This is a genomic window from Ketobacter alkanivorans (assembly GCF_002863865.1).
Taxonomy (GTDB): Bacteria; Pseudomonadota; Gammaproteobacteria; order Pseudomonadales; family Ketobacteraceae; genus Ketobacter; species Ketobacter alkanivorans.
On sequence record NZ_CP022684.1, the window covers coordinates 1,806,586 to 1,825,540 of the forward strand.

Genomic DNA, 18,955 nt, shown 5'->3' on the forward strand with positions numbered 1-18,955 from the left:
TAAAAAAAGGGAGTGTCATAACGAGGGATGTGTCATGAACTCCCCAAACCCAAACCGTTTACGCACCGTAAACTTTTTGTGCGGGTGTTTCTTTGCTTAGCAACTCGTCCATCGCTGCGGAAATTTCTGTTGGCTCCCAGCGTGCGCCTTTGTCCACGCCTGCTGTGGTCCGCCAACCATCAGCGATTGAAATTTTGCCACCGGCCACTTCGAATACTCGGCCACTGACCGAGCTGGATTCTTCACTGCACAACCACACCACAATGGGTGCTACGTTGGCAGGATCGTAGAAATCAAAGCCATCGTCTGGCTTGCGCATCATGTCGGCAAACACATCTTCGGTCATGCCGGTACGCGCTGCCGGTGCCAGCGCATTAGCTGTTACACCATAACGGCGCAGCTCCGCCGCCTGATTTAATGTGAGGGAGGCAATGCCACCTTTTGCAGCGGCATAATTGGATTGGCCTACCGATCCATTCAAGCCAGCCCCTGAGGAAGTATTGACGATGCGCGCATCCACTTTCTCGCCCTGTTTGCTACGATCACGCCAATAGTGCACAGCGTGGCTGCTGATACAGAAATGGCCTTTAAGGTGAACGGCAATGACGGCATCCCAATCGGCTTCGCTGAGGGATGCGAACATACGATCGCGGCAAATACCTGCATTGTTCACCACGGCGTGCAACGCTCCAAAGGTGTCCACCGCCTGTTTAACTGCGTTGGCAGAATCTTCGTAATTCGTGATATCCGATGTGTTAGCAATCGCCTCTCCACCGGCCGCCTTTATGGCATCCACCGTAGACTGGGCGGCTTGGGCATTGATATCGTTAACCACAACCTTGGCACCTTCTGCAGCCAGGGCTTTGGCGTAGGAGGCTCCCAGGCCACCGCCTGCGCCGGTGATGATGACTACTCGATCTTTACAGATAGCTGAGCTTGGCATTGTTATTTGCTCCAGAATCTTGCTCTTATAATTTCTCGATGATCGTTACGTTGGCCTGGCCACCGCCTTCGCACATGGTCTGTAAACCATAGCGACCGCCGGTGCGTTCCAGTTCATGCAGCAATGTCGTCATTAGCTTGGTACCAGTAGCCCCCAGTGGATGGCCCAGTGCAATGGCCCCTCCATTCACATTGGTTTTGGCATGGTCATAATCCAATTCCTTTAACCACGCCAAGGGTACCGAGGCAAAGGCCTCATTGATTTCCACCAGATCGATGTCATTCATGGTCATGCCGGCTTTTTTCAGCGCATAACGGGTGGCAGGGATAGGGGCCGTTAACATCCAGATCGGATCTTCTGCGCGCACTGAGATATGATGAATACGGGCCCTCGGTGTCAGGTTGTAGCGTTTCAAGGCTTGTTCTGACACGATCAACATGGCAGAAGAAGCATCACAGGTTTGCGATGAAACGCCCGCCGTTACCTTGTCACAACCGAACAGAAAATCCAGCTCTGCCATTTTTTCCAGCGAGGTATCCCGTGGCGTTTCATCCATGGTGACGCCTTCCAGTGGCACGATCTCACGATCGAAACGACCTTCTGCAATGGCACGCAAGGCACGCTGATGAGAATCGTAAGAGAATTCCTCCAACTCACGACGGGAAAGATTCCATTTGTCGGCAATCATTTGGGCCGAACGGAATTGTGTGGGCGGCTGATCACCATAGCGGGCAACCCAGCCCTTGGAACCAGTAAAAGGATCGCTGAAACCCAACGGCTCCGCTGCCATCATAGCGGATGAAATTGGAATTTGAGTCATGGTCTGCACGCCACCGGCAACCACCACATCCATGGTGCCGGACATAATCGCCTGGGCAGCAAAATGCACTGATTGCTGGGATGATCCGCACTGACGATCAATAGTGGTGCCTGGCACCTCATCACTTAACCCGGCGGCAAGCCAGCAAGTGCGGGCGATATCACCGGCCAATGGCCCGATGGTGTCGACACAACCGAAGAGGACGTCATCGTATTCGTTATCCGGAATACCATTGCGCTCAACCAATTGGCGCAACACATGGGCACCCAGGTCTGCTCCGTGAACGTGAGCCAGCCCCCCTTTGCGGCGGCCGGTAGGGCTGCGCAACGCATCTACAATATAGGCTTCAGCCATGTTAATTCTCTCTCACTCGTTAAATTTTGTGCTGTTCACCAAAGGTTTTATCTGCCCCTATTTTGGCATTGGGGTTCATCAACCATTGATGCAGACGATTTTTATGAAAACCGGAGTGGCCCCAGAATTTGTCCAACGCCCAAGCTCGCTTCATCCAGATATGGAGGTTGCATTCCCAGGTGTAACCCATTGCGCCATGGGATTGAATGCCATTCTTTGCTGCCAGCAAAGCCGCTTCACCGGCAGCAACCTTGGCGTGAGATACCGCAAAGTCTGCATGCACCGGACGCTGGCTTACGGTATAGGCGGCACGATACAGCGCGGGCTTGGCAAACTCGGTTTTTACCGCGCAGTTGGCCATATGATGTTTCAGAGCCTGATTGGAACCGATAGCACGGCCAAACTGAAAACGATCCGTGGTGTATTGAACGGTCATATCCACCATCGCCTCAGCCAACCCGATTAACTGGGCGGCGGCACCCAACGCTCCACGATTCAACGTTGCTGCCATCGCAGACACACCCCTGGCACCATTCACCAGCAGGGTTTCCTCTTCCGGGCGCCATTCCACTTTAAACAGACGGCGGCTGGGATCCACACTTTGCAGGGGAATAAGACTGACGCGCTCGCGCTCAAGCAGGTGGATCTCATTACCGCTGGGTAATATCAGATAATCTGCAATATGAGCATCACTCACCGTTGGATTCACTGCATGTCCAACGGCTACACGACGTTCACCGGTAGCAATTTTTTCAAGCAAGGTGGCACAACGGGCATCTCTGTCTGCCTGACAAGCCAGCAACGGCGTGGCTACCAATGCGGTTTCAACTAAAGGCTCTGCCAACGCAACCCGACCGCATTCCTGAGCCAACAGAACAAAGTCCAGCTCGCTCATACCCAAACCACCGAACTGTTCCGGCACCAGCATTGCAGTAAGACCCAGCTCTACCATCTGCTGCCATAAAGCCTCGTCTCGGCCGGTTTGTGAATCCCAACCGGTGCGCAAGCTATCAGCAGTCACTTCTTTCTGCAGAAACTGTTTTACGCTGTCGCAAAACACCAACTGATCTTCACTGAATGTAAAATCCATGATCTGCCCCTCGCCTATTTACGCGGCATGCCAAGCAAACGCTCGGCGATGATGTTGCGTTGAATTTCATTGGTACCCGCATAGATAGGGCCAGACTGTGCAAACAAAAACCCTTCAAGCCAGTTACCCACTGTGGCTTCGGTATTAGCATCAGGCAGCAGTTCTGCATTGTTAGCCAGGATGCGCATGGCCGTTTCGTGCATGTGTTGATCCAGCTCCGACCAGGAAATTTTGTTAACCGAAGCCTCAGAGCCGATTTTTCCGCCCTTCATCAAACGCGATGCAGTTTGATAAGTAGAAAGCGCATAGGCCTCTGCATCCATAAAGGATTTCACCACTGCATCTTCAACACTTAGATCAACGATATCGTTGGCGTGCTCACGATAGAGTGCAACCAAACGCTTTGCTGTCTCCTGAAACCGGGCAGGGCTACGCAGCATCAAACCACGTTCAAAGCCAGCAGTGGCCATGGCGATGTTCCAGCCTTCACCCTCACCCCCTAAACAATTCGCCACCGGCACCCGTACATCATCAAAGAATATTTCAGCAAAACCGGGCAAGCCGTTTAACTGGGGAATGGGCCGTACTGTAATGCCGGGGGCATCCAGGGGCACCAATATGAAAGACAATCCATGATGACGCTCAGAGGTGGGATCCGTACGAAAAATACAGAATACCCAATCGGCAAACACTGCGCGGGTGGACCATACTTTTTGCCCATTAAGAACGTATTCATCCCCTTCACGTACTGCCTTGGAGCGTATAGCTGCCATATCACTGCCGGCGCCCGGCTCTGACCAACCCTGAGCCCACATTTCTTCACCGCTGGCCATCTTGGTAATGAAGCGCTCTTTCTGCTCTGGGGTGCCATATTCCATTAAGGTTGGCCCCAGCAAAAAGATACCATTCTGATTGACCCGCAGTGGCGCTTGGGCACGGTAGTATTCTTCTTCAAAAATCAGCCACTCAATCAGATTGCAACCACGGCCACCGTATTCTTTGGGCCAGGTCACCATGCCCCAATTGCCCTGCGCCAGGGTTTGCTCCCATTGACGATGCTGTTCAAAACCCTCGGCTGTATCGAACGATTTCAACGCAGTCCGAGGCACGTTGGCTTGCAGCCAGTCGCGCACCTCATGACGAAACGCTATTTGTTCAGGGGTATAATTCAAATCCATCCAGTATTGCTCCCGCTTCAGGCTTTGGTCTGGTTGAAAGTGGCATCGCGTTTTTCCACAAAGGCGTCGCGGGCTTCTTGTGAATCATCATCGGTGTAGGCTTGCAGGGTGAATCCCTGCTCCCAGCGATATTTGTCTTCCAGGTTTCCATCTTCGATGCCGGTGAGCGCTTCTTTGGCCAGTTGAATCATGGGGGAGCTTTTTTCGGCAATCTTTGCTGCCATCTTCAATACCACGTCACGCAGTTCTGCTTTCGGAACCACCCGCTCTACTGCCCCCAGCCGATACGCTTCCTGAGCATCAATAAACTCACCGGTGTAATACATGTATCGCACTTTTTGCACCGGGAACATACGTTGTAAATGAGCACCACCGCCCATCGCACCACGATCTACTTCGGGCACACCAAAACGTGCACATTCAGAGGCAACGATGATGTCCGCAGCACCAGAAATACCAATACCACCACCCAACACAAAACCATGCAGAGCGACAATAACCGGCTTGGGATTCAAGTGAATGGACTTGAAGGTATCGTAGTTGCCTTTGTTTACTGCAACAATTCGAGAGCTGTCTGCTGCCAATTCCTTGATATCCACCCCGGCGCAGAATCCTTTGCCTTCTGCACGGATAACAATCACTTTTACCTGAGGATCCACACCCAGCTGATCCAACTGCCTGGAAATAGCCGACCACTCCTGACTGTTAAAGGCATTCACAGGGGGCTTGCAGAAAATCAGTTCGGCAATGCCATTTTCAATTACGGTTTCAAACGCCATGCGTGTTCCCCAATATTCTCAGTTGTGGGTCGCCAGACCGGATACTGATTCGGTTTGTACTGTATTGTTATGAGTAGCTCCGCTTTGATCTGTAGTGGAACCTGCAGATAAGCGCTTCAATACTGTTTCGGCTTCGTGAACGATATTATTTATCAGCTCTGATACCGTCGGCAGATCGGTGATAACACCTGCTATCTGGCCACTGGGCAGAATACCCTGTTGCGGATGGCCTTTTACCATCGCTTCCTGAATCATCATGGGCGCATTGGCCGCCATCATGGTCTGGCCCAGAGTCATACCGTTTGATTTTTTCATCTTCCAGGCGGAATTCAGCATGGCAAACAGCGATCCGCCGGTGAGCTTGGTGAAGGCCAGACCGTTGGTTATGGCCATCCATAACATGCCTAAGGTTGATTTGGTTTCCAGCTGTTGCAAACAATCATTCATGATCATGCGCTGAGGCATGCCATCAAGCTTTTTACTAACAATGATCTGCTCGGTAACCGACTTTAAATATTCCTGCTTGGTGACATCCGGCACAGGGCATTCCTGCGTGAGTAAAAAGCGAGTTCCCATCGCGATCCCTTCGGCACCGTAGGACAACGCAGCCACCAAACCTCGACCATCTTTAAAGCCACCGGCGGCAATAACCGGCACCGTCAACGCATCCACCACCTGTGGCAATAGAATATTGGAGGATACTGCACCGGTATGTCCGCCGCCTTCACCGCCTTGCACGACTACCGCATCGGCACCCATTTCCACTGCCTTAACAGCGTGTTTCAACGCTCCCACTGTGGGGATACATACCACACCAGCCTGCTTAAGTTTATTCACCATCGCTTTGGCAGGGGAACGGCTATAGCTCACCGCTTTCACCCGGTGCTTAATGCACAGATCAATAATCTGGGCAGCACCCGGTGAATACATGTGGAAGTTGACACCAAAAGGCCGATCGGTTTTTTGTTTGATCGCCAATATGCCCTGCTCTACTTCTGCTGGGGTCATAACCGCGCCTGCCAAAAAACCAAAGCCACCTGCATTACAGGTAGCGGCCACTAAAGTGGGATCGGCCACCCAGCCCATGGCAGTTTGAATAATGGGATATTCACACCCCAACAACTGACATAACTTTGTATTCAGAACTGTTTTCTTCGGTTCTGCGCTACCCATGATCAGCCCCTATCGTTTCACGATTACGGAAGAGCCATGACCAAACAGACCCTGATTTGCAGTAATACCAACTCGGGCACCTTCTACTTGCCGTGCTCCGGCTTCACCTCTTAGTTGCCGGGTCAGCTCACAGACCTGAGCCAACGCTTGAGCTGGCACAGCCTCCCCAAAGCAGGCTAAACCACCCGATGGGTTCACTGGCAAGCGGCCTCCGATTCGGGTGGCACCGTCACGCACCCATTGCGCTGCCTGACCGCGCTCACACAATTGCAGATCTTCCATCCAATCCAGTTCCAGTGCGGTGGACAAGTCATAAACTTCGGCCACATTAACATCAGCAGGAGAGATGCCAGCCTCTTCATAGGCCTTGATGGGTAATGCCGCACGGAAGCTGTGCGCATCCACCACCGCAGCCGAATCCGTGGCAATGTCGGGCATTTCAATAATTGAGGATGCGTAGGTGGGGGTAACGGTGGAAATCGCCGCCACCTTCACTGCATCACCTCGGCCAATTTTTTTTGCATATTCCAAACTGGAAACCACCAGTGCGGCACCGCCATCAGAGGTGGCACAAATGTCCATCAAACGTAAGGGATCTGCCACCATGTTGGACGCGGCAACATCTTCAGCCGTGAAGCGCTTGCGATATCGAGCGTATTCATTCTGGAATCCGTGTTCTGCATTCTTCACTTTGACCAGGGCGAAATCATCCTGGGTATCACCATACATTTCCATACGCCGACGGGCATAGAGCGCAAAGTAGGTAGGATTGGTGATGCCCAAACGAAAGCGCACCCAGTCCGGATCATCGGGCCGCTCGCCTTTTTGGGGTGCCAGAAACCCCTTAGGGGTAGTATCTGCTCCCACCACCAAAGCAACATCACAGGCACCGGACAGTATTTTCGCACGTGCCGCAGCCAGGGCCTGAGAACCGGAAGCACACGCGGCGTAACTGGTGTTCACCTCTGCTCCCTGCCATCCCAACGCCTGCGCAAAGGTGGCTCCGGCCACATACCCAGGATAGCCACAGCGCATGGTGGCCGCACCGGAAACAAAACCGATATCCTGCCAGGCTACGCCAGAATCCGTCAGCGCATCACGGGCTGCCTTAACACCATATTCGACGAAGTTTTTGCCCCATTTTCCCCAGGGGTGCATCCCCACCCCCAATATTGCGATGTCATTATTCATGCTGCCATTACTCATAGTGGTTTCCACTTCCAGGTGACATGCTCAGTCGACTCGTCTTCAAAGAGTGTGTCGAGTACCAGTTCCATTTCCATACCGGCCTTGAGGTCGGAAGGATTGACACCGGATACGACCTGGCCCAGCACAATCATTTTTTCTTTTTCCAGCTCAACCGCAGCAATGGTAAAAGGAACGTAGGGATCGGCTGCCACATAGGGCTCTGGGGGTTGATATTCCGCATTGGTGAACGACCACACCTTGCCGGTGCGACTTAAAGGCACATCGTTGAATTGATCACTATTGCAGGCTGGATTTTTACAGAAATGTTTAGCCTTGGGAAAATAGTACGAGCCACAACCAGCGCACTGATTGCCAATCAGGTGGGGCTTTTCCTGATCCAGGGTAAACCAGCCTTCCAAAGCCGGTTGCCTGTTTTTCTTGCCAGCTGCCGCGTTAGTTTCTTCACTCATGTCGTCACCGCTGTATTTAAATTTTTTATGCCTAGGGTCAGCGTCGATCGCCGGGCGGATTATCCTTAAGTTGTTTGGAACGCCAGTTGAGAGGGTCAAGCTGCGCAATTGTTTGCAACTGCTGTTGAGTTGGCGCAGCAGTCACCGGCACATCAGTTGGCACATAAATCTCAAAACCGGTGTTTTCCAATACCTGCTCAACCGTAACCCCAGGATGCAGGCTTAACAGTTGCAGCATGTGATTAGGCCCATTCCAATCCATCACACACAGATCCGTGATCACCATCCGAATATCAATATCATCCAGACTGTAGCCCTTGGGTAGACGCTCCGGGTTGTAACCAATGGAGCACACCACATCACATTCATCCTGCACAAAAACCCGCTTGCTGTGGGCCGGTACGAAAAAGGAATTGGCATGACTGATGGAATTGCCCGGAAAACCACGGGCACCTAGCATCTGCACTTTAGGTTGCTGATAGCTGCCACCCAATGCTGAGATATTGGTTTGACCATAACGATCTATCTGCGATGGCCCTACCATGGCATGACGCTTACCGCTCCACACGTTGTCAAATATGCGGGAGAAGCCCATCCAACTTTCTTGCGCTTGCCCTTCATGAGAGGTGCGACCACTGACTGGATTGGGATCACTCAACATGTAGGATTCGGAATCCGTCATCATCATATCGGGGTTGATTGTTTTCATGGCCAGGCTAGCCGCCAGCCGTGGCAGCAGGCCAATGCCTGTTGCCAGTATTTCACCATCATGACGAAAGGCTTCGGCAGCCGCGCAGATCATCAATTCCGCCAGGCTGTATTCTTGTACTGTCTGATTCATTGTTAGTTCCCGTTACAGTCCGGCGTGATTAATAAACAGGTAGAGGTAGTTTGCGAATGGCATCCAGCCCGCCAACGGCTTGCTGGTAATCCTGTTCAGTGGTTCCACTCAGATATTTTGCACGGTAACCGTCAAAACCACCCTCTTTGGCCGAAACGTTGTATTCCTTGAAATGCTTGGTATCAAAACCATAAAAAGGATTACATGAGGATGGATGCGCACCACCGGGAATGGGCACCACCGCCTGGGTTTGAGCGCGCTCCCAATGCACATAGCGCGCCTCATCTCCTTGATGAAAGTGCGCGGTGTCTACCAATTCTTCACAACTCACAATGGTGTTTTGCGCCGCGCGAGCAAACCAGTCGTCCATGTATAGATCGGGGCCCTTAATCTGACAAACACCGCGCTCGTCGGCTCGATCCACGTGAATCAAGGCAATATCCAAATTCAGGGCAGGCATGGCCAGCCACTCTTTGTCATCATAGGGGCTGTCAATCACCTTTAAATCTGGATTATTTTTGACAACATCCGTGCCCAAGCCAACAGCGGTGGGAATGTAGGGCAGGCGCCAGGCTGCAGCTCTTAATCCTAACAACATCAACCCCTCGTCAATCTCCATCACATCAATGCTGCCATTCTGACGAGCTTCGCGAAAATAGGGCTCAAGCGGTATGAAATCCAAAGACACGAAGGCAAATATCACTTTCCTGACTTTTCCAGCAGCACACAACATTCCGACATCAGCACCGCCGTAGGAGACTACCGTCAGATCTTTTACATCGGTACGCATCAGCTCACGCACTAACGCCATCGGTTTACGGCGAGGGCCCCAACCACCGACACCAATGGTCATACCGCTTTCAATCTGACCAACGGCCTGCTGTGCCGACATCACTTTATTCATCTACTGGCTCTCTTTCTTGTTCTGTTAGCCCACCACCTCAGACGTTGCGACCTAAACTACTTTCCTTTAAAAAACGCATAGTTAGGCAGATCGCTTGATTACCAAAATGCAAGCCTGAGTGCTTATTGGGCATTATGGGAACTTTACTCGCCACTAAAATCGTCCAAGTGGACTAGGACACTCAGGGGCCATTCCGATACTTTTTTCAACAAGGAAATACAGTCCTTTTCACAGGTAAAAACCAACATGCAGATACCCGTTACCACCATCCCTCAATTGGTGGAGCAAGCAGCCAGAACCTACGGCAACGACCTGTTTTTAGAAGAGCATCGAACCCGCATCGGATTCGATGATTTTGCCGTGCAAGTAAATTCCGTAGTGGGGTCATTGCTGGCAAGCGGGATACGTAAGGGTGACAGAATCGCCGTTTGGGCCCCCAATATCAGCGAGTGGGTGATTGCAGCGATTGGCGCACAATGCGCAGGTGCAGTTCTGGTTACGCTAAACACTCGTTACAAAGGTAGCGAAGCCGCCTACATTCTTAGGCAAAGTCGTGCCAGGATTCTATTTTCTATAAGCAGCTTTCTGGGAACAGACTATCCTGCGCAACTAAAAGACGAAGCCCTTCCTGATCTGGAAAAAATCATAGTCTTTCGCGGTGATGACGACAGCCCGCATACCCGCTGGGAAGCGTTCCTAGACGATAGCGGCAATATCACTGAGCAGGATATTCAACAACGCCTTGCAAGCATTAGCGACACTGATATTTCAGACATTCTGTTTACGTCCGGAACAACCGGACACCCCAAAGGCGTGATGACGAGTCACGAGCAAAATCTTCGCGCCTTTACCCATTTCTCCGAAATAGTCGGTCTTACCCAAGGGGACCGCTATCTGGTGATCAACCCTTTCTTTCACAGCTTTGGCTACAAAGCCGGAATTCTGGCGTGCCTGCTGAAAGGCGTTACCTTGCTACCCCACGCAGTATTCGACACAGAGGACATTCTGCAGCGAATCAGCCGTGATCGCATCTCTGTACTGCCGGGGCCTCCGACTCTTTTTCAATCGTTACTGGCACATCCAAATTTGGGCCAACACGATCTTTCAACACTGCAAAAAGCCACTACCGGCGCAGCTGTCATACCGGTAGAGATGATTCGAAAAATGAAATCCGTTTTAGGCCTAAATACCGTTATTACAGCCTATGGGCTTACTGAAACTTGCGGCTTGGTCACCGCTTGCCGACAGGGCGATAGCGACGAAACCATCGCAACCACATCCGGCCGCGCGATCCCCGGTGTAGAGCTTCGCTGTGTTGACAGCAATAATCAGGAGGTTCCCAGAGGCGAGCCAGGCGAAATTGTGGTTCGCGGATTTAACGTCATGCAGGGCTACTTTGAGAACGAACCGGCCACCCACGAAGCGATAGATGCTGACAACTGGCTGCACACCGGCGACATTGGGATCATGGATGCCGATGGAAATCTGAAAATAACAGACCGCCTGAAAGATATGTTTATTACCGGCGGTTTCAATTGCTATCCCGCCGAGATCGAAAAGACCATTGCCAACCACCCGGATATCGCCATGAACGCCGTTATTGGTGTTACCGACGAGCGCATGGGAGAAGTAGCAAAGGTTTTTGCCGTACTTAAACCCGACAGCAGTTTGACAGCAGATGAACTAATCGCCTGGTGCCGCGAGCACATGGCGAACTATAAAGTTCCGCGACAGGTAGAGTTTATGGAGCACCTGCCTCTCAATGCGTCTGGCAAAGTGTTAAAACCCGAACTGAGAAAGCTCAGCCTTTAGTGCACCCACAAGGATTATAACAATGAAAATACACAGTCTTGGATACATTGGCGTCAATTGTACTGACCCGGCACGCTGGGCGCACTACGGAACCCAAGTGTTGGGGATGATGGATGTTTCGGAGCAACTTAGCCCAAATGATGACAGTGTTTACCTGAAGATGGACGACAGGCCCTGGCGAATCGTGGTTAATAAATCCGATAGCGATGGCTATGCCTTCAGCGGTTGGGAAGTTGCGGGAGAGGATAATTTCAATGAAGCATTGAATACGCTGGAACGGCACAGCATCAATTTCGAGCGCGCTAGTGCCGATCTACTGGCCCAACGCAGAGTTCAGGATCTGGTGAGTTTTTCTGACCCGGATGGCAACCGACATGAATTGTACTGGGGGCCGATTTCAGATTTCGGACAGTTTGCCTCTCCGGTCGGCATCAAGCAGTTTATCACCGGCGATCAGGGGTTTGGTCATGTTGTACTGCCCACCCCCAGTTTCGATGGCTGTCTGCAATTCTATAAAGACGTGATGGGTTTTGACCTATCCGACTTAATGAAAGTGCGTTTCACCCCAGATCCGAACGAACCTGAAAAACGCCTGTACTTCATGCATTGTAATGAGCGCCATCACAGCCTGGCTATTTTCGAGTGCCCCATGCCTGCCGGTTGTGTGCATGTAATGGTGGAAACCGACCGGGTTGATGAAGTCGGGCGCGCCATGGATAGGATGAAAGCACATAACGTGAAGCTTACGGGCACCCTAGGCCGACACGCCAATGATCACATGGTGAGTTTCTACATGGCCACGCCATCAGGGTTCATGCTGGAATACGGTGCCGAAGGCCGTACCGTTGAGGACTGGAGCCGCTACTCACCGTTTCAAAGCACCGTGAACAGCTTCTGGGGGCACGACTTCAGCGTAGGCATGGAGTAACGGCGGTTGCCCCATTCAGTCTCTATGGAGTAGGCCATTTGAGGTAGGAAATTTAAATGGCCTGTTGAGACGATAGCATCAGGATAACAAGAGAAAAGCACTATGTCTCAAATTGATCAGAAAGCGTTTCGCAGCGCCCTTGGCCAGTTCGCCACCGGGGTAACGGTAATTACGACCGTGGATGCACAAGGCAACAAAGTGGGTATGACAGCTAACAGCTTTAGCTCAGTCTCACTCGACCCGATGCTGGTATTGTGGAGCATTGCCCGCTCATCAAATTCCTTTAATGAATTTGTTAACGCCGACCGTTTCGCCATCCACGTTCTGCATGCCAACCAGCAAACGCTGTCCAATCAATTTGCATCCAGCTGCGATGATAGATTCTATAACGTAAGCCATAGCGATGGTTTGGGCGGGGTTCCACTGCTAAACGATTATAGTGCTGTATTCCAGTGCCAAACCGAACATCAATATGATGGCGGTGACCACATCATCATCGTTGGGCGCGTTGTCGCATTCGAAAACCGAGAACAGCCACCTCTCATTTTCCACGCCGGTCGCTACGCCGATCTGGATCTGCCCGTAGCCGTATAAAAACAAGAGCGAGAATCATCATGACAGCACAAGAAAAGAGCCTGCAGGACGTGACCCCCGAACTGATCATTCAGCGGGCAAAAGACATGATTCCCTTCCTAAAGGAACAGGCCCCTCGCGCGCAGGCGGAGCGAAAAGTCCCCGAAGACACCATCGCTAAAATGCAGGAGGCAGGATTCTTCCGCGTGCTTCAGCCCAAGCGCTGGGGTGGCTACGAAATGGATCCACAGGTTTTTTTCGAAGTACAGATGGCGCTGGCCGAAGGCTGCATGTCTACTGCCTGGATCTACGGCGTTATTGCCGTTCATAACTGGCAAATTGCCTTATTCGATCTAAAAGCTCAGGAAGATGTCTGGAAAGACGATACCAGTATTCTTATTGCTTCATCCTACATGCCCGTAGGCAAAGTCGAACCAGTGGAAGGCGGCTTTAACTTCAGTGGCCGCTGGGCCTTCTCCAGCGGCTGCGACCACTGCGAATGGGTATTTCTGGGTGGTGTTGTGCCACCGACTGCCGACAATCCGGAACCTAATTATCGGACGTTTCTGGTACCACGAGGTGATTTTAAAGTGGTTGACACATGGCATACCTTTGGCCTGCAAGGTACCGGCTCCAACGACATCGTTGTAGAGAATGTCTTTGTACCAGAGCATCGCACCCACAGCTCACTGGACGGATTCCGTGGCACCAACCCGGGCATTGATTCCAAAACAATTCCACTATACAAAATTCCTTTTGGGCAACTGTTCCCGCGAGCGGTTTCAGGTTCCACCATCGGCGCTACCCAAGGTGCCATCAATGCCTATCGAGAAGTTGCCTCAAAACGCGTTGGCAGCAACTCCGGTGCCAAAACAGCTGAAGACCCTCATGCTCAAATGGCGGTGTCTCGCGCTCAATCTCTGGTTGATCAGCTCAAACTGAGGTTGACTCAGATCTTCGATCAATTGATGGCTGATGCGCGCCGCGGTGAGCCTACCGATATTAACCTGCGTATTCAGTACCGCTATGAATCTGCAGCCGTGCCCGAGGCATGCCTGGCTGAGGTGCTGGAACTGCAAAAAATGTGTGGTGGCCGTGCCATTTTCACCAGCAGCCCACTGCAACGCTTTGTGCTGGATATTCTTGCTGGCCGAGCCCATGTTGCCAATAACCCATACCAGTACGGCCGCAATTACGGCGCCGTGCAATTGGGCTTGGATAACACTGACTTCTTCCTATAACTGCGGGGCACAGCAATGAACCTTTCCCCGCGAGTTATCTTGGTTACCGGTGCCAGTCGTGGTGCCGGCAAAGGTATCGCTCAAGCGTTCGGCCGTTTAGGCGATATCGTCTATATCACTGGCCGCAGTCAGAAAGAAGGTGACGCTCCGTTGCCAGGCACCGTGTTTGCAACTGCCAACGCGATTACCCGCATGGGTGGTGTGGGCGTGCCGGTGGTATGTGATCACAGTGATGATGCCCAAGTTAAACAACTCTTTCAGCAGATCATGGAAGAACGTGGCCAGCTGGATATTTTGGTCAACAATGCCACCGCTCTGCACGACGATTTAGTCATGCCCGGCCCATTCTGGGAGAAATCTCTGGATTTAGTCGACATTCTCAATGTGGGCTTACGCTCCAGTTATGTTGCCAGCTATTACGCCGCACGTATTATGGCGCAACAGAAAAGCGGATTGATCGTGAACACCAGCTCGCCCGGCGCTGCCTGCTATATGCACGGCCCAGCCTACGGTGCACAGAAGGCCGGCAGCGATAAAATGATCTGGGATATGGCACAGGATCTTAAACCGTTCAATGTTGGTTGTGCCTCCATCTGGATGGGTGTACTGAAAACCGAGCGCCTGGATGCTGTGATGGCGGCCGACCCGGAAAAATACGCCGCTTTTTTCCAGATGGCGGAATCGCCTGAATTTACCGGCCGTGTCATTGATGCGCTGTACCGTGATGAAAACCTTTTGGATAAAACCGGCCGCGCCTTCATTGGCGCAGAAATCGGAATGGAGTTGGGCGTCTGCGATCTGGATGGCTCCCAACCCCACTCTCATCGTGAAGCCTTGGGTGGTCCTCTGCCCTACAACCCAGCCGTTGTGCAATAACTTTTAGAGTGGCCACATCATGACTATACCAGCCAAACCGCCATGCCATACTCTGCAAGTCTGCGATGGCATTACCATAAGCTACTGTGAACTGGGGCCACAACAAGGCCACCCTGTTCTATTCCTTCAAGGCAGCGGCCCCGGTGCCAGCGGCTGGTCGAACTTCAGGTACAATGCCCAAGCATTCGCACAGGGCGGCTATCGGGTAATCATTCCGGATCTGCCCGGTTTTGGCGACAGCGACAAACCGGACACCGACTACACGCTGGATTTCTTTGTGCAGTGTGTAACTGAGTTTGCAGATCAACTGGACTTGCAACAGTTCGCGCTTGTTGGTAACTCATTAGGTGGCGCGATCAGTATTGGCCTGGCATTGGCCCATCCAACTCGCATCAGTCATTTGATTCTTATGGGGTGCGGTGGCCTGGAGGATCAAATAACGTATTTCCAAACCATGCCTGGTATTCAGGCCATGACCAAGATACCGCTGGACTCCCCTGAATTCACCCCCGCCTACCTTAAGCAGGTATTGCAGCTGATCGTTCATGATCCTCGGTTTATTACCGACGAGCTTATAGAAGAGCGCTTCCGCATTCTGGAAACCCAGAACAGCAGTGTCTTCAAACGCATGGTCATTCCTAATCTGACTGATCGCTTATCCGACGTGAAGCAACCGGTGCTGGGGTTCTGGGGTGGCCAGGATAACTTCTGTCCGATCACAGGTGCCGAGAAAATTGTGCGGTACTGCCCCAACGCTCAGATGATTACCCTAAGCCAATGCGGCCACTGGGCCATGATTGAGCACGCTGATCTGTTTAACCAACGCAGCCTTGAATTTCTGGAAGCTAACCCTGTATGAGCCTGTCATCCGAACAACGCCAACATTTAGGTGAAGAGTTATTTCGTGCATTAAGTTCGTGCCAAACCCTGGCACCTCTTACTGAGCGCTTCGACAACATTGATATTGAAGATGCCTATTATATTTCCCAAGCCATGCTGAAAGCCCGTCTGGATCACACCAAAGAAAGAATAGTAGGTAAAAAGATCGGGGTCACCTCGTTGGCGGTGCAAGAGATGCTTGGTGTCTATCAGCCTGACTTTGGCTTTCTCACATCCAATATGGCAGTGAACAACAAAGCAGATTGCCCGATCGAAGGCAACCTGATTCAACCCAGGGCCGAAGCAGAAATCGCCTTTCTGTTAAAGCAGGATTTGCAGGGGCCGGGCGTAACAGAACAGGATGTATTGAATGCCACAGAATGCATCATGCCCTGCTTTGAAATTGTGGATTCACGCATCAAGGATTGGAAGATCAAGATTCAGGACACCATCGCCGACAACGCCTCCTGCGGTGTATTTGTGATCGGCGATGAACGGGTGAGCCCTCACGAGGTTGATCTACCAAACCTAGAAGTCACGGTATTCAAAAATGGCGCACCCATCAGCAACGGAAAAGGTTCTGCTGTGCAAGGCAACCCACTGACTGCCGTTGCCTGGCTGGCCAACACCTTAGGTGAGTTTGGAATTCCGTTTAAAGCTGGGGAAGTGATCTTATCTGGCTCACTGGTGCCGTTGGAGCCGGTGGTGGCTGGCGATGAAATGCATATGGAGCTGTCCGGTATTGGCAGCGCCACCGTTCGTTTTTGTTGATTGCCTAACGCATCGAAAAGCATTTCTTATATACGAACTCTCTAAACACAAATTCAGCAACTCCACCAAGAACAACGTCGGGAACAACATGGGGAACAACATCATGTCGCAAAAATTACGGGCCGCCATCATTGGCCCTGGCAACATTGGCACAGACCTGCTCATGAAAGCCATGCGCAGTGACTGGATCGAGCCAGTGTGGATGGTAGGCATAGAAGAATCCGAAGGCATAAAACGAGCACGGGACTTTGGCATGAAAGTCTCAACCAGTGGGGTAGACGGTATGCTGCCTCACATGAAAGACGACAACATCCAGATCGCCTTTGATGCCACCTCCGCCTATGTGCATGCGGAAAACTCCCGCAAGGTGAACGAACAGGGCGCCATTATGATCGACCTGACCCCGGCAGCCATCGGCCCTTACTGTATCCCACCGGTCAATCTGCAAAGCTTATTGAAAGAAGGCCGCAAGGAAAACGTCAACATGGTGACCTGCGGCGGACAAGCCACGATTCCCATGGTGGCTGCCGTTAGTCGCGTGCAGACCGTCGAATACGGCGAGATCGTTGCCACCGTTGCCTCCAAGTCCGTGGGCCCCGGCACGCGAAAAAACATCGATGAATTCACCCGCACTACATCCGGCGCTATCGAGAAAATTGGCGGCGCAAAAAAAGGTAAAGCCATCATTATCGTGAATCCGGCGGAACCACCCCTGATTATGCGAGATACCGTACATTGCCTTACAGCAGATGAGCCAGATCAAGACAAGATTCTTGCATCCATCCACGCCATGGTAGAAGACGTGCAACAATACGTGCCCGGATACCGGCTTACCAATGATCCGGTATTCGATGGCAACCGCGTTACTGTATTCCTGGAAGTTGAAGGGCTGGGAGATTTTCTGCCGAAATATTCCGGCAATCTGGACATCATGACCGCCGCCGCATTGCGCACCGCCGAAATGTACGCTGAAGCCATGGCAAAAGGAGCACTGTAATGAATTTTAAAGGCAAAAAAATCACCCTGCACGATATGTGTCTGCGGGATGGCATGCATCCTAAACGCCACCAAATCAGCATCGACCAGATGATAGACATCGCATGTGCACTGGACGATGCCGGCGTTCCCTTGATCGAAGTCACCCACGGTGACGGCCTTGGTGGTGCTTCGGTAAACTACGGATTCCCGGCGGCAACCGACGAAGCCTATCTGGATGCTGTGATTCCCAAATTAAAAAACGCTAAGGTTTCAGCACTGCTGCTGCCGGGCATTGGCACTGTCGATCATCTAAAAATGGCGGCAGACATGGGTGTAGGTACCATTCGCGTGGCCACCCACTGCACCGAAGCCGACGTGTCCGAGCAACACATAGGCATGGCTCGTGATATGGGGTTGGATACCGTCGGGTTTCTGATGATGGCGCACATGATCAGTCCCGATGAACTGTTGCAACAAGCCTTGCTAATGGAAAGCTACGGTGCCAATTGCATCTATTGCACTGACTCGGCGGGCTACATGCTGCCTCACCAAGTAACTGAGCGCATCGGCCTGCTACGCGCCCGCTTGAAACCTGAGACTGAACTGGGGTTCCACGGTCATCATAATCTTGGCCTTGGAGTAGCCAATTCCATGGCTGCAGTCGAAGCCGGAGCAAATCGCATTGACGGCTCTGCGGCTGGCTTGGGTGCAGGTGCTGGCAACACCCCCCTGGAAATCTTTGCTGCCGTTATGGATCGCATGGAAGCCGAAACCGGTGTGGACATCTTCAAGCTAATGGCGGTCGCCGAAGAAAAGGTCATCCCCATGATGGATCATCTGGTGCGAGTAGACAGGGATTCCCTGATTCTAGGCTACGCCGGGGTGTATTCATCGTTTCTGCTGTTTGCCAAACGCGCCGGAGCCAAGTACGGCGTACCATCCCAGGATATTCTGCTGGAAATGGCGAAGCGCAAGGCCATCGGTGGGCAAGAAGATTTGATCGAAGATGTGGCCATGCAGCTGGCCAAAGCAAAGGTTGGCTAACGCACTGATATTGCTCAATGTTTCGACTAGAAGTCGGGAAAGTTTTGGGAGTTTAGAAGTAAATCAGGTAGTATCGGGTTTACAATGAATTCTAGGCTCCCAAAACGATAAGA

19 protein-coding genes are annotated in these 18,955 nt (G+C 52.0%); 9 read left to right on the forward strand and 10 right to left on the reverse strand.

Going from position 1 to position 18,955, the window contains the following annotated elements; translation table 11 throughout:
• Positions 1–58: 58 nt before the first annotated feature.
• From Kalk_RS07775 to Kalk_RS07820, 10 genes are read right to left on the reverse strand one after another with little or no spacing between them, the layout of a single operon-like run.
• Positions 59–943 (reverse strand): SDR family oxidoreductase, encoded by an 885-nt coding sequence (locus tag Kalk_RS07775; protein WP_101893654.1) that lies wholly within the window; start codon positions 941–943, stop codon positions 59–61.
• Between the two features lie 25 nt (positions 944–968).
• Entirely contained in the window at positions 969–2,117 is a 1,149-nt protein-coding gene (locus tag Kalk_RS07780) for an acetyl-CoA C-acetyltransferase (protein WP_101893655.1), read from the reverse strand.
• 19 nt (positions 2,118–2,136) lie between these two features.
• Positions 2,137–3,207 carry an acyl-CoA dehydrogenase family protein gene (locus Kalk_RS07785; protein ID WP_101893656.1) on the reverse strand — a complete coding sequence of 357 codons (1,071 nt, stop codon included), beginning with the start codon at positions 3,205–3,207 and terminating at the stop codon, positions 2,137–2,139.
• Between the two features lie 14 nt (positions 3,208–3,221).
• Positions 3,222–4,385 carry an acyl-CoA dehydrogenase gene (locus tag Kalk_RS07790; RefSeq protein ID WP_101893657.1) on the reverse strand — a complete coding sequence of 388 codons (1,164 nt, stop codon included), beginning with the start codon at positions 4,383–4,385 and terminating at the stop codon, positions 3,222–3,224.
• A gap of 17 nt (positions 4,386–4,402) precedes the next feature.
• A complete protein-coding gene (locus Kalk_RS07795) occupies positions 4,403–5,164 on the reverse strand; it encodes an enoyl-CoA hydratase family protein (RefSeq protein WP_101893658.1) in 762 nt (253 codons plus the stop codon).
• 18 nt (positions 5,165–5,182) lie between these two features.
• Positions 5,183–6,337, reverse strand: coding sequence for an NAD(P)H-dependent flavin oxidoreductase (locus Kalk_RS07800; protein ID WP_101893659.1), 1,155 nt, complete (start codon positions 6,335–6,337; stop codon positions 5,183–5,185).
• 9 nt (positions 6,338–6,346) lie between these two features.
• Positions 6,347–7,543, reverse strand: a complete 1,197-nt coding sequence (locus tag Kalk_RS07805) for a lipid-transfer protein (protein WP_199768029.1) — start codon at positions 7,541–7,543, stop codon at positions 6,347–6,349.
• The gene (locus Kalk_RS07810) at positions 7,540–7,995 is read right to left on the reverse strand and encodes a Zn-ribbon domain-containing OB-fold protein (RefSeq protein ID WP_101893660.1); all 456 of its coding nucleotides are present in this window, start codon (positions 7,993–7,995) and stop codon (positions 7,540–7,542) included. Before Kalk_RS07810 ends, Kalk_RS07805 begins: the two co-directional genes overlap by 4 nt.
• Positions 7,996–8,032: 37 nt before the next feature.
• Positions 8,033–8,836 carry a CoA-transferase subunit beta gene (locus Kalk_RS07815; RefSeq protein ID WP_101893661.1) on the reverse strand — a complete coding sequence of 268 codons (804 nt, stop codon included), beginning with the start codon at positions 8,834–8,836 and terminating at the stop codon, positions 8,033–8,035.
• Between the two features lie 28 nt (positions 8,837–8,864).
• On the reverse strand, positions 8,865–9,740 hold the full coding sequence (locus Kalk_RS07820) for a CoA transferase subunit A (RefSeq protein ID WP_101893662.1): 876 nt from the start codon (positions 9,738–9,740) through the stop codon (positions 8,865–8,867).
• Positions 9,741–9,986: 246 nt separating this feature from the next.
• On the opposite strand from Kalk_RS07820, the gene Kalk_RS07825 reads away from it, so the two are divergent.
• The 9 genes from Kalk_RS07825 to dmpG all read left to right on the forward strand — a co-directional run bounded on the left by Kalk_RS07825 (position 9,987) and on the right by dmpG (position 18,842).
• A complete protein-coding gene (locus Kalk_RS07825; protein ID WP_101893663.1) occupies positions 9,987–11,552 on the forward strand; it encodes a FadD3 family acyl-CoA ligase in 1,566 nt (521 codons plus the stop codon).
• 22 nt (positions 11,553–11,574) lie between these two features.
• Positions 11,575–12,480, forward strand: coding sequence for a VOC family protein (locus Kalk_RS07830; RefSeq protein ID WP_101893664.1), 906 nt, complete (start codon positions 11,575–11,577; stop codon positions 12,478–12,480).
• A 102-nt stretch (positions 12,481–12,582) separates the two neighbouring features.
• Positions 12,583–13,074 carry a flavin reductase family protein gene (locus Kalk_RS07835; protein ID WP_101893665.1) on the forward strand — a complete coding sequence of 164 codons (492 nt, stop codon included), beginning with the start codon at positions 12,583–12,585 and terminating at the stop codon, positions 13,072–13,074.
• A 20-nt stretch (positions 13,075–13,094) separates the two neighbouring features.
• Complete coding sequence (locus Kalk_RS07840) at positions 13,095–14,294, forward strand: flavin-dependent monooxygenase (RefSeq protein WP_101893666.1); 1,200 nt, start codon at positions 13,095–13,097, stop codon at positions 14,292–14,294.
• Between the two features lie 15 nt (positions 14,295–14,309).
• On the forward strand, positions 14,310–15,170 hold the full coding sequence (locus tag Kalk_RS07845; protein ID WP_101893667.1) for an SDR family NAD(P)-dependent oxidoreductase: 861 nt from the start codon (positions 14,310–14,312) through the stop codon (positions 15,168–15,170).
• A gap of 19 nt (positions 15,171–15,189) precedes the next feature.
• Positions 15,190–16,029: an alpha/beta fold hydrolase gene (locus tag Kalk_RS07850; protein WP_101893668.1), complete on the forward strand. Its 840-nt coding sequence runs from the start codon at positions 15,190–15,192 to the stop codon at positions 16,027–16,029.
• The gene (locus Kalk_RS07855) at positions 16,026–16,820 is read left to right on the forward strand and encodes a fumarylacetoacetate hydrolase family protein (RefSeq protein WP_101893669.1); all 795 of its coding nucleotides are present in this window, start codon (positions 16,026–16,028) and stop codon (positions 16,818–16,820) included. Before Kalk_RS07850 ends, Kalk_RS07855 begins: the two co-directional genes overlap by 4 nt.
• Positions 16,821–16,923: 103 nt before the next feature.
• Entirely contained in the window at positions 16,924–17,817 is an 894-nt protein-coding gene (locus Kalk_RS07860) for an acetaldehyde dehydrogenase (acetylating) (protein ID WP_101896247.1), read from the forward strand.
• Positions 17,817–18,842, forward strand: coding sequence for a 4-hydroxy-2-oxovalerate aldolase (gene dmpG, locus Kalk_RS07865; RefSeq protein WP_101893670.1), 1,026 nt, complete (start codon positions 17,817–17,819; stop codon positions 18,840–18,842). The genes Kalk_RS07860 and dmpG overlap by 1 nt, the downstream gene beginning before the upstream one ends.
• Positions 18,843–18,955: the final 113 nt, after the last annotated feature.

Coding starts and splice junctions, on each gene's coding strand:
- Kalk_RS07785 (WP_101893656.1), bottom strand. CDS start 3,207: ATGGATTTTACATTCAGTGAAGATCAGTTGGTGTTTTGCGACAGCGTA.
- Kalk_RS07840 (WP_101893666.1), top strand. CDS start 13,095: ATGACAGCACAAGAAAAGAGCCTGCAGGACGTGACCCCCGAACTGATC.
- Kalk_RS07780 (WP_101893655.1), bottom strand. CDS start 2,117: ATGGCTGAAGCCTATATTGTAGATGCGTTGCGCAGCCCTACCGGCCGC.
- Kalk_RS07790 (WP_101893657.1), bottom strand. CDS start 4,385: ATGGATTTGAATTATACCCCTGAACAAATAGCGTTTCGTCATGAGGTG.
- Kalk_RS07830 (WP_101893664.1), top strand. CDS start 11,575: ATGAAAATACACAGTCTTGGATACATTGGCGTCAATTGTACTGACCCG.
- Kalk_RS07800 (WP_101893659.1), bottom strand. CDS start 6,337: ATGGGTAGCGCAGAACCGAAGAAAACAGTTCTGAATACAAAGTTATGT.
- Kalk_RS07825 (WP_101893663.1), top strand. CDS start 9,987: ATGCAGATACCCGTTACCACCATCCCTCAATTGGTGGAGCAAGCAGCC.
- Kalk_RS07835 (WP_101893665.1), top strand. CDS start 12,583: ATGTCTCAAATTGATCAGAAAGCGTTTCGCAGCGCCCTTGGCCAGTTC.
- Kalk_RS07860 (WP_101896247.1), top strand. CDS start 16,924: ATGTCGCAAAAATTACGGGCCGCCATCATTGGCCCTGGCAACATTGGC.
- Kalk_RS07805 (WP_199768029.1), bottom strand. CDS start 7,543: ATGAGTAATGGCAGCATGAATAATGACATCGCAATATTGGGGGTGGGG.
- Kalk_RS07855 (WP_101893669.1), top strand. CDS start 16,026: ATGAGCCTGTCATCCGAACAACGCCAACATTTAGGTGAAGAGTTATTT.
- Kalk_RS07815 (WP_101893661.1), bottom strand. CDS start 8,836: ATGAATCAGACAGTACAAGAATACAGCCTGGCGGAATTGATGATCTGC.
- Kalk_RS07820 (WP_101893662.1), bottom strand. CDS start 9,740: ATGAATAAAGTGATGTCGGCACAGCAGGCCGTTGGTCAGATTGAAAGC.
- Kalk_RS07775 (WP_101893654.1), bottom strand. CDS start 943: ATGCCAAGCTCAGCTATCTGTAAAGATCGAGTAGTCATCATCACCGGC.
- Kalk_RS07845 (WP_101893667.1), top strand. CDS start 14,310: ATGAACCTTTCCCCGCGAGTTATCTTGGTTACCGGTGCCAGTCGTGGT.
- Kalk_RS07795 (WP_101893658.1), bottom strand. CDS start 5,164: ATGGCGTTTGAAACCGTAATTGAAAATGGCATTGCCGAACTGATTTTC.
- dmpG (WP_101893670.1), top strand. CDS start 17,817: ATGAATTTTAAAGGCAAAAAAATCACCCTGCACGATATGTGTCTGCGG.
- Kalk_RS07810 (WP_101893660.1), bottom strand. CDS start 7,995: ATGAGTGAAGAAACTAACGCGGCAGCTGGCAAGAAAAACAGGCAACCG.
- Kalk_RS07850 (WP_101893668.1), top strand. CDS start 15,190: ATGACTATACCAGCCAAACCGCCATGCCATACTCTGCAAGTCTGCGAT.